Origin of the sequence: Streptococcus sp. 3109 (assembly GCF_013276905.1) — a bacterium.
GTDB lineage: Bacteria > Bacillota > Bacilli > Lactobacillales > Streptococcaceae > Streptococcus.
On record NZ_VMLY01000021.1, the window covers coordinates 30,529 to 43,924 of the forward strand.

Consider the following 13,396-nt stretch of genomic DNA (forward strand, 5'->3'; position numbering starts at 1 on the left):
AAAATATTCTTTTAAAAAGGGGGTCTGTATTTTTAAATGTTAGCTAATCAGAAAATGCTTTTTTTTTTAGGAAATATGATATGATAAAGTGTAAAAAAGAAATAAGGAGTTTGTATATGGCTGAACAAGAGTTGGCTATGCAAGTATTGCAACAAGTGGTGAAACTACCTGTTGTTAAGGTTGATCGTTCGAAATTTTTAGTGGATAAGTTTTCCAAAGAATTGGATCCACAGGACATTCCTACCTTATTAGAACAAGGTCCAACGTCTCTCTTATCTCAAGAAACCTTAGATAGAGTGGCTAATGTCTGCATTAGGGATAATGTTTTATTGGCGAGTGGAACCTCTGTTTTGGCAGGATTACCAGGTGGACTTGCCATGGCAATCACTATACCAGCGGATGTAGCTCAATTTTATGCTTTTTCTTTAAAATTAGCTCAAGAACTAGGTTATATTTATGGATATGAGGATCTTTGGGCTTCACGCGAGGAGTTGAGTGAAGATGCTCAAAATACCCTCTTGCTTTATCTAGGCGTCATGTTGGGGGTAAATGGAACCGCTGCCTTGCTACGTGCTGGTGGTATAACAATTGCCAAACAGGTAATGAAAACAGTGCCTAATAAAGCCTTAACAAAGACGCTTTGGTACCCTATTTTGAAAAAAGTCTTAAAAATATTTGGTGTGAATCTGACCAAGGGAGGGCTGGCCAAAGGAATGGGGAAATTTATTCCTATCTTGGGAGGTATCATTTCAGGTGGTTTAACCTTTGCAACTATGAAACCGATGGGTGAAAGCTTGCAGAAAGAATTATCCAAGCTAGTCAACTATAGTGAAGTTCAATATCAAGAAGATGTTGAAACAATCCGAAAAGAGGCTGAAATCATCGAAGGAGAGTAATATGGGACTCATAAAAATTCTAGCTAAAACTTATGGGAATTACTTTTTGACCGTGCAAGGTGTAAAAGTAATGAAGACGATAAAGAAAGATGACCACGCCGTTGTCGGTCTAGGGAAACTTTTTATTGCAGACAAGTTAATGGATACGGCTCGGTGGCTCATCAAGCCAGAGGAGAGAGAATGAAATTTTTCTGGGGACTTCTTGCCATTCTTTTTATTAAACAGATTATTGGAATTGTGAAATTCTTTTGGATGATCATCTCTTTTGCAGTCCAATTGCTGTTTTACAAGCTATTATTTAAACTATTGGATTGGCTCTTTAAACTTATTTAGTCCGTAATTCAAGTCGCAGAGAACTAGCAGGAACTCCACTGCTAGTTTTTTAATCTCTTTCCTTGTGGTATAATAAAAGCAGTAAAATCATTTTAGAACATTCAGTGGAGGTCGTCATGGACAATATCATCGATGTGTCAATTCCCGTTGCAGAAGTGGTGGATAAGCATCCAGAAGTCTTGGAAATCCTAGTAGAGCTGGGTTTCAAACCTCTTGCTAATCCCTTGATGCGTAATACTATCGGTCGTAAAGTATCACTCAAACAGGGTTCTAAGCTTGAAGGAACTCCTATGGACAAGATTGTCCGTACGCTGGAAGCAAACGGCTACGAAGTGATTGGGTTAGACTAATGGCAGATGAACGGATTCATGTCCTACGGGATATTTTGTTAGAATTGCACAATGGTGCCTCTCCTGAGTCGGTTCAGGAGCGTTTTGATGCGACCTTTACAGGTGTTTCAGCCATTGAGATTTCCCTCATGGAGCACGAACTGATGAACTCAGACTCAGGTGTCACATTTGAAGATGTCATGGAACTCTGTGATGTCCATGCCAATCTTTTTAAAAATGCTGTTAAGGGTGTCGAAGTAGAGGATACCGAGCATCCTGGCCACCCAGTTCGGATCTTTAAGGAAGAAAATCTGGCCCTCCGTGCTGCCTTGATTCGCATTCGGAGACTGTTAGATACCTATGAGTCTATGGAAGATGAAGAAATGCTTGCGGAGATGCGTAAGGGTTTGGTGCGTCAGATGGGACTTGTGGGGCAATTTGACATCCATTACCAACGTAAAGAAGAACTCTTCTTTCCTATCATGGAGCGCTATGGACACGATTCACCCCCAAAAGTTATGTGGGGAGTGGATGATCAGATCAGGGAACTCTTTCAAACAGCTTTAGCGACAGCCAAGTCACTACCAGAAGTGTCAATTAGCAGCGTAAAAGAATCTTTTGAAGCCTTTGCGACAGAGTTTGAAAGTATGATTTTCAAGGAAGAGTCCATCCTCCTTATGATTCTCCTTGAGTCCTTTACTCAGGATGACTGGCTTCAGATTGCGGAGGAGAGCGATGCCTATGGTTATGCCATCATCCGTCCATCTGAGAAATGGGTGCCAGAACGCCAGAGTTTTGTCGAGGAAAAGAGTGCAGAGGAGCCCGTACAACTAGATACGACAGAAGGCCAAGTTCACCAAGTTATCGATACGCCAGAGGGTCAGTTTACTATCACCTTTACACCTAAGGAAAAGGAAGCAGTGCTGGATCGTCATAGTCAACAGGCTTTTGGGAATGGCTATCTATCGGTCGAGCAGGCAAATCTCATCCTCAATCACCTCCCCATGGAGATTACCTTTGTCAATAAAGACGATATTTTCCAGTATTACAATGACAATACGCCAGCTGATGAGATGATTTTCAAACGGACACCGTCTCAAGTTGGGCGCAATGTCGAACTCTGCCATCCGCCTAAGTACTTGGACAAGGTCAAGACTATCATGAAGGGACTTCGTGAGGGGACCAAGGATAAGTATGAAATGTGGTTCAAGTCTGAGTCGCGAGGTAAGTTTGTCCACATCACCTACGCAGCAGTGCACGATGAAGAGGGAGAATTCCAAGGTGTGTTGGAGTATGTTCAGGATATTCAGCCCTACCGTGAGATTGATACGGACTATTTCCGTGGATTAGAATAAGGAGAAAAAATGAGTTACGAACAAGAATTTATGAAGGAATTTGAAGCTTGGGTCAATACCCAAATCATGATTAACGACATGGCGCACAAGGAAAGTCAAAAAGTTTACGAAGAAGACCAGGACGAGCGTGCCAAAGATGCCATGATTCGTTATGAGAGCCGCTTGGATGCTTATCAGTTCTTGCTTGGTAAGTTTGAAAACTTCAAAGCAGGCAAGGGATTTCATGATTTGCCAGAAGGCTTATTTGGTGAGCGGAATTATTAAACGAGAAAGGTTCTTGATTTTTTACTAAAATCTTGATAGAATATTTATATTAAATCCTTGTCAGAGCAGGGGTTTTTTATTGAAAGGATTTTATCATGTCAAAGAAACTCAATCGTAAAAAACAATTACGAAATAGCCTCCGTCGTGCAGGTGCCTTTTCAAGTACTGTGACTAAGGTTGTAGAAGAGACAAAAAAAGTCGTGAAACGTGCAGAACAGTCAGCAAGCCAAGCTGGTAAGGCTGTTTCTAAAAAAGTTGAACAAGCAGTAGAAGCTACCAAAGAGCAAGCTCAAAAAGTAGCCAATTCTGTAGAAGATTTTGCAGCAAACTTGGGTGGACTTCCACTTGATCGTGCCAAAACTTTCTATGATGAAGGCATCAAATCTGCTTCAGATTTCAAAAATTGGACTGAAAAAGAACTTCTTGCCTTGAAAGGAATCGGCCCAGCTACCATCAAGAAATTGAAAGAAAATGGTATCAAGTTCAAGTAATTTTTCTTGTTCCTTGCATTTCCGTTAAAATCTTGCTACAATAGAGCCATTAGAGGTGTTTTGAATCCCACATTTTACAGAAAGTGGCGGAGCTGAGAAGTCCACAAATGTGTCAAAACTGGTTGCTAATGGATGAAAAATTGAAATAAAAGTGTCTTTTTGTTTTAAAGACGAGAGTTGCGGGCAACTGCCCGAAATTGGGTGGTACCGCGGATAAATACATTCGTCCCTGTCATGTAGATGGCAGGGACGATTTTTTTGTAGAAAGCGAGGAAGAAGGATGACAAGAGCTGAATTACCAGAACGCTTAGAAACCGAACGACTCGTCCTACGAGTTCGTACAGTGGCAGATGCTGAGGGTATCCATACCTACGCTAGTTTGCCGGAGGTCGCTTACCCAGCGGGCTTTCCGCCCGTCAAGACCTTGGAAGATGAAATCTATTATCTGGAGCATATCCTTCCCGAGCGCAATCAAAAGGAAAATCTCCCAGCTGGCTACGGAATTGTCGTCAAAGGAACCGATAAAGTCATCGGCTCTGTTGATTTCAACCATCGGCACGAAGACGATGTACTGGAGATTGGCTACACCTTGCCCCCAGACTATTGGGGACGAGGTTATGTGCCAGAAGCAGCGCGTGCCTTGATTGACATAGCTTTTAGAGAACTAGGTCTTCACAAGATTGAACTTTCTTGCTTTGGTTACAATACCCAAAGTCAACGAGTCGCAGAGAAACTTGGCTTTACTCTGGAAGCTCGCATCCGAGACCGCAAAGATGCCCAAGGCAATCGCTGTGATGATTTGAGATATGGCTTGCTGAGGAGTGAGTGGGAGGTAATTTGATGCATCTTTTCATCATTGGTGCTCCAGCATCAGGAAAAATGACCATTGGTCAAGAATTATCTCGACTGACAGATGCTACCCTCTTTTATAACCATCAAGCCATCGATTTTGCACTAGAAATCTATCAGGACTTTACAGAGGAAATGTGGGAATTTGTTCGTGGAATCACCTTTTCTTTCCTTGGAGCAAGTGCAAGAAATCAGCGATCAGTAATTTTAACTGACGTAATTGATTTTTCAAATCAGTACCAGCTGATGTATTTAAAGCAAATTCAGGATTTGTTGAATGACTATCATCAAGAGATTCTGTTTGTGGAGTTGGAAACAAGTCTTGAGGAGCGCTTACATCGAAATCGAACGGAGAATCGATTAAAGCACAAACCCTTAAAACGACATATTGAGGTATCTGAAAGAGAAATTTTAGAAACCACTGAAACACTTCAATTAAATTCCCAACATCAACCGAATGAGCTACACCACTACTTTAAAATAAATAATACGAATTTGTCTGCAGAAGAAGCTGCTAAGCAAATTCAAAATAAAATGAACAAAATAGAGAAAGGACACACACATATCTAAACAACTTCATGAAGACGTTCTCAAGACTCAAGAAGTTCAAAAGTCTCAATCTTTTTCGTTCGTGATTCCTACCACCAAATGTAACTTTAAAACTCTACCTTAATCGCGCTTGGAGTACACCCTTCAAAGTAAACGAATCACAAAGAAACTGGGATTTCCCATTTAAGCCTGTATCCGAGGTCGTAAGAATATCCAATACAGCAGAGGTAGAGTTTGATTTATTGAAGAATGAGTTAGAGGAGAAAATAGATGGCTAAAAAGAAAAATAGAAAAAAGAATTAAATCGCCAGCAAAAGTTGGATATCAAAGTCGTTTCTGAAGAAGAGGTTGTCTGGACAGAACTACTGGCTAAAAAACCAACTTTTGTAGAACGTCGGACCATTCAAAATTTCGATGAACTACATACAACAGTGATGCAATATGCTGATGAACATGGAGAGTATCCAGATGTTCAGCTAATCAATTACCAACTGAAAAATAGGATTTTTGATTAGAATCAGGACCATGCTTTATTTAGAGAAGCTATGCATACTCCAAATACACAGAAGCGAAATGAACTGTTAAAACAAGTTTTAAAGATCAATCCAGATTATTTTGCTGCTGATTTTCACCCATTCTTATCAGAGGTTGAAGATTTTGATTTACCAACCTTTAGATTAGATTTAGGAGGCAAAGATTGAAATTAATGTATTATTTTAATACTGACAATAGATTGAAGAATCTTTTTGCTCAAACTTGGAAAATACTTATGTATGCGCTAACGTATTTTCCAATAATATCTCTAATTATATTCTGTCTTACCGATTTTAAATTAGTTATAATTTTACAATTTGCCTTGATACTAATATATGTGTTTAACTATAAAAATCGATTTAATAAGTTTAGAGTTTTTCTTACTAAAAGTACTAAATCTTTAGCTTTTATGAACGCATGGGATGGAATATTTTGCGGAATCTTGACTTACATTCTTTATAACCTAAATCTAGTTGAATCAACTTTAATCAACTTATCTCAATATTTTTTTATTAATTATGGCATAAGTAAAAATCACATAAATAACTGGATTATCATTGTAATACTTTTAATATTACCATTTGTATTATCTGTTATAAAAACTGTAGGATCAATCAAGATATTTCAAAAAGTTAATAAAATAGATATCGTAAAGGGAAAGACACTGTGGAATGTATATGCCACGATGCTTATTATTTCGTTTTTATGGTATTATATCTATATTTATTACTTTATTTCTAATGTTATTGATTTTCATTCTGATTTAATAACTGACATTCTTATGTTCAGTTCACTTATTGCACTTTATTTAATATGCTGGTGGATGATTTATAATCTAATTAGACATGGTGCAAAAGATACCAAAGAAGTAATAGCATCATGGTTAATTGGTTCAATCTGTATATTACTGTTAGCAGTATTTAATCAAGTTGAAAATGAATTAATAAATGCTTTAACATGGTTTTTGCCAATTTTAATTCCTAGTCTAATTGGAGAAATAAATTCTCAATTCGATACAAAAAAACATAAGAAAAAACCAATAAGAACTGAGAAAATGGATAGACACCTCTATCGAACTCAACTATATGGTTTTCTTACTCTATTAATGTTGAGTATTATTCCAAAGTTAACCGAAATTATTTGGGGTTTAAAGATTAAGAAGAAATTGGTCGAATTTATAACTCCCGAAGCTGATTGGATGTCTGAATTATTTGCCTCAACTATAATTATTTTCGTTTGTTTCATATTATCATTAGTTATTGGGAAGATTATAATTTGGTTATTACAATATTTCTATTTAAACACCTATAATGGATATTACGTGTATCGTGACAATATGCATAGTATATTAATAAATCGTAGATATAAAAGAAATATTCATAAAAGGAGAAAAAATAATGTCTAAATAACTTTCACCTAAATACACTCCATCCTATGTTTAGGTTGGTCGTTAACAAAACAACTTCATGAAGATGTTCTCAAGACTCAAGAAGTTCAAAAGTCTCAACCTTTTTCATTCGTGATTCCGACCACCAAATGTAACTGGAAAAACTCTACCTTGGTCAGGCTTGGGGTACAACCTTCAAAGCAAATGAATCACAAAGAAGCTTAGATTCCCGTTCAAGCCTGTATCCGAGGTCGTAAGAATATCCAATACAGCAGAGGTAGAGTTTGATATATTGAAGAATGAGTTAGAGGAGAAAATAGATGGCTAAAAAGAAAAATAGAAAAAAAGAATTAAAACGCCAGCAAAAGTTGGATATCAAAGTTATTTCTGAAGAAGAGGCTGCTTGGACAGAAATCATGGCCAAAAATCCAACTTTTGTAGAACGTCGGACTATTCAAAATTTCGATGAACTGCATACAGCAGTGATGCAATATGCTGATGAACACGGAGAGTATCCAGATGTTCAGCTAATCAATTACCAACTGAAAAATAGGACTTTTGATTGGAATCAGGATCATGCTTTATTTAGAGAAGCTATGCATACTCCAAATACACAGAAGCGAAATAAATTGTTAAAGCAAGTTTTAAAAATAAATCCAGATTATTTTGCTGCTGACTTTCACCTATTCTTATCAGAGGTTGAAGACTTTGATTTGTCAACCTTTAAAAAAGTATTGGATTTTGAAATTCTAGTTTTAGAAAAATGGAAAATGAATGGCTACAATAGTTGGAATTATTTTGAAGCACGCCCTATCCTGTCTGCTCTGATGTTTCTGATTGAGTATTATATGATGGAGAACTTCAATTCTAAGGCTATGAAATTGATTGACCTATATTTGAGTAAGCGACCAGAACGTTTTCCTCCTAATTTTGTCTTCTGTATGCTTTCCTTGTATCATATCACTGGTCAGGAACTAAAGGTTGAGCGCTTCTATCGTGAAGAATTGAATAAAGGGAAACGGGACGATACCATTCTTATTCATGCCATCATCTCTGCTTTTTCTCAAGGAAAAATTGAGGAAGCCAGTCAGTTATTTGCAAAATTAGTGGAAATCAATGATGAAGCTGTTGAATTCTTTATAGAGGAAGATTGGCAATTCAAAGTTATAGATATAGAAGACCAAGAATGCTATTATCCAAATTCAGTTGAATCGTTACAAGCTAGTTTGTATCCTCTGTTTGATTATTTACTAGAAAATATTATTTTAACGAAATTTTTAACAAACGAAGCCCAAAAATTCCGCCGTAAACCAGTATTTTCGAATCATTCTAGTATGATAAAAAATTTATCCGAGGTATCCGATTGTCATTCCTTTATGAATGAGGAAAAAATGAAGGGGATTCGGATGGATCTTGTTCACATCTTTGTTGAAAATGGGATTCGTAGGTATTCAGATTTCAAAAAATGGACTGAAAAAGAAGTTCTCGCTTTGAAGGGAATTGGTCCCGTAACCGTTAAAAAGCTGAAAGAAAACGGCATAAAGTTTAAGAAAGAGAAGTAATTGTTTATGGAAGGGGGGAGGTGAAATTGTCTTGAATGAAATTTCTAATTTCATCCTGTATACTACACCAAATGGCGACGTTCAGCTAGATATCCTTTTACAAGATGAAAATCTTTGGTTGACTCAAAAAGGTCTTGCAGAGCTCTTTGGAGTTGAACGAAGTGTCATTACAAAGCACTTGAAAAACATTTATGATAGTGGTGAGTTGGATAAGATGTCAACTTGTGCAAAATTTGCACAGGTTCAACAAGAGGGCAATAGAACTGTCCGGCGTGAACTTGAATATTACAATCTGGATGCTATCATTTCAGTAGGCTATCGTGTAAATTCCAGTAAGGCTACTCAATTTAGAATTTGGGCAACCAAGACCTTGAAAGAATTTATCATCAAAGGTTTTGTTTTAGATGATGAACGTTTGAAACAAGGACAGACAGTTTTCGGACAAGATTATTTCCGTGAACTTTTAGAACGAATTCGCTCTATTCGTTCTAGCGAGCGCCGAATCTATCAACAAATTACGGATATCTTTGCCGAATGTGCCATAGATTATGATCGAAACTCAGATATTACTAAAAACTTCTATGCTATGGTGCAAAATAAATTTCATTATGCAATTACTGGAAGTACGGCTGCAGAAATTATCTATCAGCAAGCAGATGCTAGTAAAGAAAAAATGGGATTAACTACTTGGAAGAATGCACCTGATGGACGAGTTCTCAAATCAGATGTAACAGTAGCCAAAAATTATTTGCAAGAAAAAGAAATTCGACAACTAGAGCGAACTGTTACAGCCTATTTTGATTATATTGAGGGTTTGGTTGAGCGCCGTAATACTTTTACAATGCGAGGATTGGCAGATAGTATTGATCGTTTTCTATCTTTTAATGAGTACGAAATTTTAGAAGGAAAAGGAAGTATTTCCAAGAAACAAGCAGACTCAAAAGCCATCCAGGAGTATGAAAAATTTAACCGAACTCAAAAAATTCTATCGGACTTTGATAAACATATTCTGAAGATAATGAGAGAAAGTTAATGTAAAATTTTCACCGTTTCTTTGCTTATAGAAGATAATGAGAAAAACAAGATGAGTTGAATCAAAGTCTATCTTCTACATACTAATTTTATTTAAAGATATTAACTAGAAAGGACAAACACATGTCTAAAGAACTTTCACCTAAATACAATCCAGCCGAGGTTGAGGCTGGTCGTTACCAAAAATGGCTTGATGCCGATGTTTTTAAGCCTTCAGGCGATCAAAAGGCTAAGCCATATTCTATCGTTATTCCACCACCAAACGTAACTGGTAAACTTCACCTTGGTCACGCTTGGGATACGACTTTGCAGGATATCATTATCCGTCAAAAACGCATGCAAGGTTTTGATACCCTTTGGCTTCCAGGGATGGACCACGCGGGGATTGCTACTCAGGCTAAGGTTGAGGAGCGCTTGCGTGGAGAGGGCATTAGCCGTTATGACCTAGGTCGTGAATCTTTCTTGACGAAGGTCTGGGAATGGAAAGACGAATATGCCACTACTATCAAGGAACAATGGGGCAAGATGGGGCTCTCTGTCGACTACTCTCGCGAGCGTTTCACTCTTGATGAAGGCTTGTCAAAAGCTGTTCGTAAGGTCTTTGTGGACCTTTACAAGAAAGGATGGATCTACCGTGGTGAGTTTATCATCAACTGGGACCCAGCAGCTCGCACAGCCCTTTCTGATATTGAGGTGATTCACAAGGATGTCGAAGGTGCCTTCTACCACATGAACTACATGCTGGAAGATGGCTCACGCGCCCTTGAAGTTGCGACCACTCGTCCTGAGACCATGTTTGGAGACGTTGCAGTTGCGGTCAATCCAGAAGACCCACGCTACAAGGACTTGATCGGTAAAAACGTCATCCTTCCAATCGCTAATAAATTGATTCCAATCGTTGGGGATGAGCATGCTGATCCTGAGTTTGGTACAGGTGTCGTGAAAATCACACCTGCCCATGATCCAAACGACTTCTTGGTTGGTCAACGACACAACTTGCCACAAGTTAACGTCATGAACGATGACGGAACTATGAATGACTTGGCCTTTGAATTTGCAGGCATGGACCGTTTTGAAGCTCGTAAGGCAGTCGTTGCCAAGCTGGAAGAAATCGGTGCCCTCGTTAAAATCGAAAAACGTGTCCACAGTGTTGGACACTCAGAGCGTACAGGTGTTGTGGTTGAACCACGCTTGTCTACGCAGTGGTTCGTCAAGATGGATCAATTGGCGAAAAATGCTATTGCCAACCAAGACACAGAGGACAAAGTTGAATTCTACCCACCTCGTTTCAACGATACCTTCCTTCAATGGATGGAAAATGTCCACGACTGGGTTATCTCTCGTCAGCTCTGGTGGGGGCACCAAATCCCTGCTTGGTACAATGCTGAGGGTGAAATGTACGTCGGTGAAGAAGCTCCAGAAGGTGACGGATGGACTCAAGACGAAGACGTCTTGGATACTTGGTTCAGTTCTGCTCTCTGGCCATTCTCAACCATGGGCTGGCCTGATGTCGACTCAGAAGACTTCAAACGCTACTTCCCAACTTCAACCTTGGTAACAGGTTACGACATCATCTTCTTCTGGGTGTCTCGCATGATCTTCCAATCCTTGGAATTCACTGACCGTCAGCCATTCCAAAACGTTCTTATCCACGGTCTTATCCGTGACGAGCAAGGACGTAAGATGTCTAAATCTCTCGGTAACGGGATTGACCCGATGGATGTCATCGAGAAATACGGTGCCGATGCCCTTCGTTGGTTCCTTTCAAACGGCTCTGCACCAGGTCAAGACGTGCGCTTCTCTTACGAGAAAATGGATGCTTCATGGAACTTCATTAACAAAATCTGGAACATCTCTCGCTATATCCTCATGAACAATGAAGGCTTGACCCTTGAGCAAGCAACTGCCAATGTGGAAAAAGTTGCCAACAAGGAAGCTGGAAATGTCACAGATCGCTGGATTCTCCACAACCTCAATGAAACGATCGGCAAAGTCACTGAAAACTTTGATAAGTTTGAGTTTGGTGTGGCTGGACACATCCTCTACAACTTTATCTGGGATGAGTTTGCGGACTGGTATGTTGAGTTGACCAAGGAAGTCCTTTATAGTGATAATGAAGAAGAGAAAGTCATCACACGCTCTGTTCTCCTTTACACTTTGGACAAGATCCTTCGCCTCCTTCACCCAATCATGCCATTTGTGACAGAGGAGATCTTTGGACAAATCTCAGAAGGCTCTATCGTTACAGCAGAATACCCAACTGTCAACCCAGCCTTTGAAGACCTTGCGGCTCACACAGGTGTAGAAAGCCTCAAGGACTTGATCCGTGCTGTTCGTAATGCGCGTGCAGAAGTAAATGTAGCTCCAAGCAAGCCAATCACCATCCTTGTTAAGACAAGCGATAGTGACTTGGAAGCCTTCTTTAACAGCAATGTCAACTACATCAAACGATTCACAAATCCAGAACACTTGGAAATTGCATCAACCATCCCTGCACCTGAACTTGCTATGTCAAGCGTTATCACAGGATCAGAAATCTACTTGCCACTAGCAGACCTCCTCAATGTCGAAGAAGAACTGGCTCGTCTCGACAAGGAACTGGCTAAATGGCAAAAAGAACTGGACATGGTAGGCAAGAAGCTCTCTAACGAACGCTTCGTAGCTAATGCCAAACCAGAAGTCGTCCAGAAAGAACGCGACAAACAAGCTGACTACCAAGCTAAATACGCCGCGACCGTCGCACGTATTGATGAGATGAAGAAATTGGTGGAATAAAGCTAAATAAACACAGAAACACGGTGATGAGCCGTGTTTTTTGGTATAATGAAATCAATATCTATTGATGGAGAAAGTGATGTCCAAACACCCTCATTATGAATTGTTAAATTTAATTGGCTACGGTCTTGCTAAGTTTGACAAGCTTTTTATAAAAGAATTTCAATGTTCTAGCAAGTCGGAGTTTTATCGCTACGTGGTTTCTCTGGGAGTTGCTGAAACAACTGGAGTTGTAAAAAATAGAATGGATTTATTTGATCCTTATTTTGACAATAATCGAAAAGGTTGGTGGCAGAAAGCTGAAGTTTACCGTTTTCGTAAAGATTTAATTGATATGATGTTTGGAAATGAAGATGTTCATAGTTATGCTGAAATCGTTAAAATGCTACTTGCCAGTGAAGGAAAGCGAACAGGCATTACTACCATTGAAAAACCAATCATTCGAACCAAATTCAAACGTCTACAGGAAACGGGAATGGAGGCAGAGAATTATTTTATCCTTCATTTTGATAAAGAAGAAAAATTCCAAGGTGGACAGTTAACCGATGCCCGTCTTTATGGTGATGGATATGATTTCCAAGTAGATGTTCAAGAGCATTCTTACCTTGCCGAAGTAAAAGGTATCCGAAAATCTAAGGGGCGTGTGCGTTTGACTGCGAAAGAATTCGAAAAAGCCAAAGAGTTTCAATCGGATTTTATTTTATCCTTGGTCACAAACCTAGATGATATTCCAAAGTTAGTATTAGTTGATAATCCTTTAAAACATTTTGAGTTTAAAAAGAATATTATCAAAAATGAAATTATTGAATACAGAAGCTTAGAAGATTTGTATTAGTTCCCCCTTAATTTTACTAGTTGAAGAAGATAGAAACCTTGACAGGTCAACGACTCAATGAACTGGAAATCAACGGTATTCGTTTAACCAAGTTTAAAAATGGGGAAATCGGTATTGAATTTATCTGGATTGATATCGAGAATCCCCCAAGTGATGCTATCGGCTGGGTAGCAAAGAAATAAAAGTTTTCAAAACTATTGTAACA

Annotated in this window: 16 protein-coding genes; all 16 read left to right on the top strand. The window is 38.9% G+C overall.

The genetic code is table 11. The features are described 5' to 3' along the window. Positions 1-116 precede the first annotated feature (116 nt). The 16 genes from HT698_RS09225 (at position 117) to HT698_RS09300 (ending at position 13,373) form a co-directional block, all read left to right on the top strand. The gene (locus HT698_RS09225) at positions 117-896 is read left to right on the top strand and encodes a hypothetical protein (RefSeq protein ID WP_164226407.1); all 780 of its coding nucleotides are present in this window, start codon (positions 117-119) and stop codon (positions 894-896) included. A 1-nt stretch (position 897) separates the two neighbouring features. Next, complete coding sequence (locus tag HT698_RS09230; protein ID WP_049524272.1) at positions 898-1,080, top strand: hypothetical protein; 183 nt, start codon at positions 898-900, stop codon at positions 1,078-1,080. Between the two features lie 265 nt (positions 1,081-1,345). Further along, entirely contained in the window at positions 1,346-1,579 is a 234-nt protein-coding gene (locus HT698_RS09235) for a DUF1858 domain-containing protein (RefSeq protein WP_000368734.1), read from the top strand. Next, complete coding sequence (locus HT698_RS09240) at positions 1,579-2,913, top strand: DUF438 domain-containing protein (RefSeq protein WP_173219811.1); 1,335 nt, start codon at positions 1,579-1,581, stop codon at positions 2,911-2,913. The genes HT698_RS09235 and HT698_RS09240 overlap by 1 nt, the downstream gene beginning before the upstream one ends. 9 nt (positions 2,914-2,922) lie before the next feature. Beyond that, positions 2,923-3,177 carry a DUF1912 family protein gene (locus tag HT698_RS09245; RefSeq protein WP_000119707.1) on the top strand — a complete coding sequence of 85 codons (255 nt, stop codon included), beginning with the start codon at positions 2,923-2,925 and terminating at the stop codon, positions 3,175-3,177. A 95-nt stretch (positions 3,178-3,272) separates the two neighbouring features. Next, positions 3,273-3,668 carry a helix-hairpin-helix domain-containing protein gene (locus tag HT698_RS09250; RefSeq protein WP_000038635.1) on the top strand — a complete coding sequence of 132 codons (396 nt, stop codon included), beginning with the start codon at positions 3,273-3,275 and terminating at the stop codon, positions 3,666-3,668. 280 nt (positions 3,669-3,948) lie between these two features. Continuing rightward, positions 3,949-4,509, top strand: a complete 561-nt coding sequence (locus HT698_RS09255; RefSeq protein ID WP_173219814.1) for a GNAT family protein — start codon at positions 3,949-3,951, stop codon at positions 4,507-4,509. Beyond that, positions 4,509-5,087 carry an AAA family ATPase gene (locus tag HT698_RS09260; protein WP_173219817.1) on the top strand — a complete coding sequence of 193 codons (579 nt, stop codon included), beginning with the start codon at positions 4,509-4,511 and terminating at the stop codon, positions 5,085-5,087. Before HT698_RS09255 ends, HT698_RS09260 begins: the two co-directional genes overlap by 1 nt. A 296-nt stretch (positions 5,088-5,383) precedes the next feature. Continuing rightward, positions 5,384-5,581, top strand: coding sequence for a hypothetical protein (locus HT698_RS09265; protein ID WP_007284866.1), 198 nt, complete (start codon positions 5,384-5,386; stop codon positions 5,579-5,581). A gap of 30 nt (positions 5,582-5,611) precedes the next feature. Further along, positions 5,612-5,767 (top strand): hypothetical protein, encoded by a 156-nt coding sequence (locus tag HT698_RS09270; protein ID WP_004237269.1) that lies wholly within the window; start codon positions 5,612-5,614, stop codon positions 5,765-5,767. A 5-nt stretch (positions 5,768-5,772) separates the two neighbouring features. Continuing rightward, on the top strand, positions 5,773-7,005 hold the full coding sequence (locus HT698_RS09275) for a beta-carotene 15,15'-monooxygenase (protein WP_112445099.1): 1,233 nt from the start codon (positions 5,773-5,775) through the stop codon (positions 7,003-7,005). A gap of 302 nt (positions 7,006-7,307) precedes the next feature. Beyond that, positions 7,308-8,549: a hypothetical protein gene (locus HT698_RS09280; RefSeq protein ID WP_173219820.1), complete on the top strand. Its 1,242-nt coding sequence runs from the start codon at positions 7,308-7,310 to the stop codon at positions 8,547-8,549. 31 nt (positions 8,550-8,580) lie between these two features. Next, entirely contained in the window at positions 8,581-9,582 is a 1,002-nt protein-coding gene (locus HT698_RS09285; protein ID WP_173219823.1) for a virulence RhuM family protein, read from the top strand. A gap of 122 nt (positions 9,583-9,704) precedes the next feature. Beyond that, entirely contained in the window at positions 9,705-12,356 is a 2,652-nt protein-coding gene (locus tag HT698_RS09290; protein ID WP_173219828.1) for a valine--tRNA ligase, read from the top strand. Between the two features lie 79 nt (positions 12,357-12,435). Beyond that, positions 12,436-13,191, top strand: coding sequence for a DUF3883 domain-containing protein (locus HT698_RS09295; protein ID WP_173219831.1), 756 nt, complete (start codon positions 12,436-12,438; stop codon positions 13,189-13,191). A gap of 38 nt (positions 13,192-13,229) precedes the next feature. Continuing rightward, complete coding sequence (locus HT698_RS09300; protein WP_162499158.1) at positions 13,230-13,373, top strand: hypothetical protein; 144 nt, start codon at positions 13,230-13,232, stop codon at positions 13,371-13,373. Positions 13,374-13,396 lie beyond the last annotated feature (23 nt).

Coding starts and splice junctions, on each gene's coding strand:
- HT698_RS09240 (WP_173219811.1), top strand. CDS start 1,579: ATGGCAGATGAACGGATTCATGTCCTACGGGATATTTTGTTAGAATTG.
- HT698_RS09260 (WP_173219817.1), top strand. CDS start 4,509: ATGCATCTTTTCATCATTGGTGCTCCAGCATCAGGAAAAATGACCATT.
- HT698_RS09235 (WP_000368734.1), top strand. CDS start 1,346: ATGGACAATATCATCGATGTGTCAATTCCCGTTGCAGAAGTGGTGGAT.
- HT698_RS09225 (WP_164226407.1), top strand. CDS start 117: ATGGCTGAACAAGAGTTGGCTATGCAAGTATTGCAACAAGTGGTGAAA.
- HT698_RS09230 (WP_049524272.1), top strand. CDS start 898: ATGGGACTCATAAAAATTCTAGCTAAAACTTATGGGAATTACTTTTTG.
- HT698_RS09275 (WP_112445099.1), top strand. CDS start 5,773: ATGTATTATTTTAATACTGACAATAGATTGAAGAATCTTTTTGCTCAA.
- HT698_RS09295 (WP_173219831.1), top strand. CDS start 12,436: ATGTCCAAACACCCTCATTATGAATTGTTAAATTTAATTGGCTACGGT.
- HT698_RS09270 (WP_004237269.1), top strand. CDS start 5,612: ATGCATACTCCAAATACACAGAAGCGAAATGAACTGTTAAAACAAGTT.
- HT698_RS09290 (WP_173219828.1), top strand. CDS start 9,705: ATGTCTAAAGAACTTTCACCTAAATACAATCCAGCCGAGGTTGAGGCT.
- HT698_RS09245 (WP_000119707.1), top strand. CDS start 2,923: ATGAGTTACGAACAAGAATTTATGAAGGAATTTGAAGCTTGGGTCAAT.
- HT698_RS09250 (WP_000038635.1), top strand. CDS start 3,273: ATGTCAAAGAAACTCAATCGTAAAAAACAATTACGAAATAGCCTCCGT.
- HT698_RS09255 (WP_173219814.1), top strand. CDS start 3,949: ATGACAAGAGCTGAATTACCAGAACGCTTAGAAACCGAACGACTCGTC.
- HT698_RS09280 (WP_173219820.1), top strand. CDS start 7,308: ATGGCTAAAAAGAAAAATAGAAAAAAAGAATTAAAACGCCAGCAAAAG.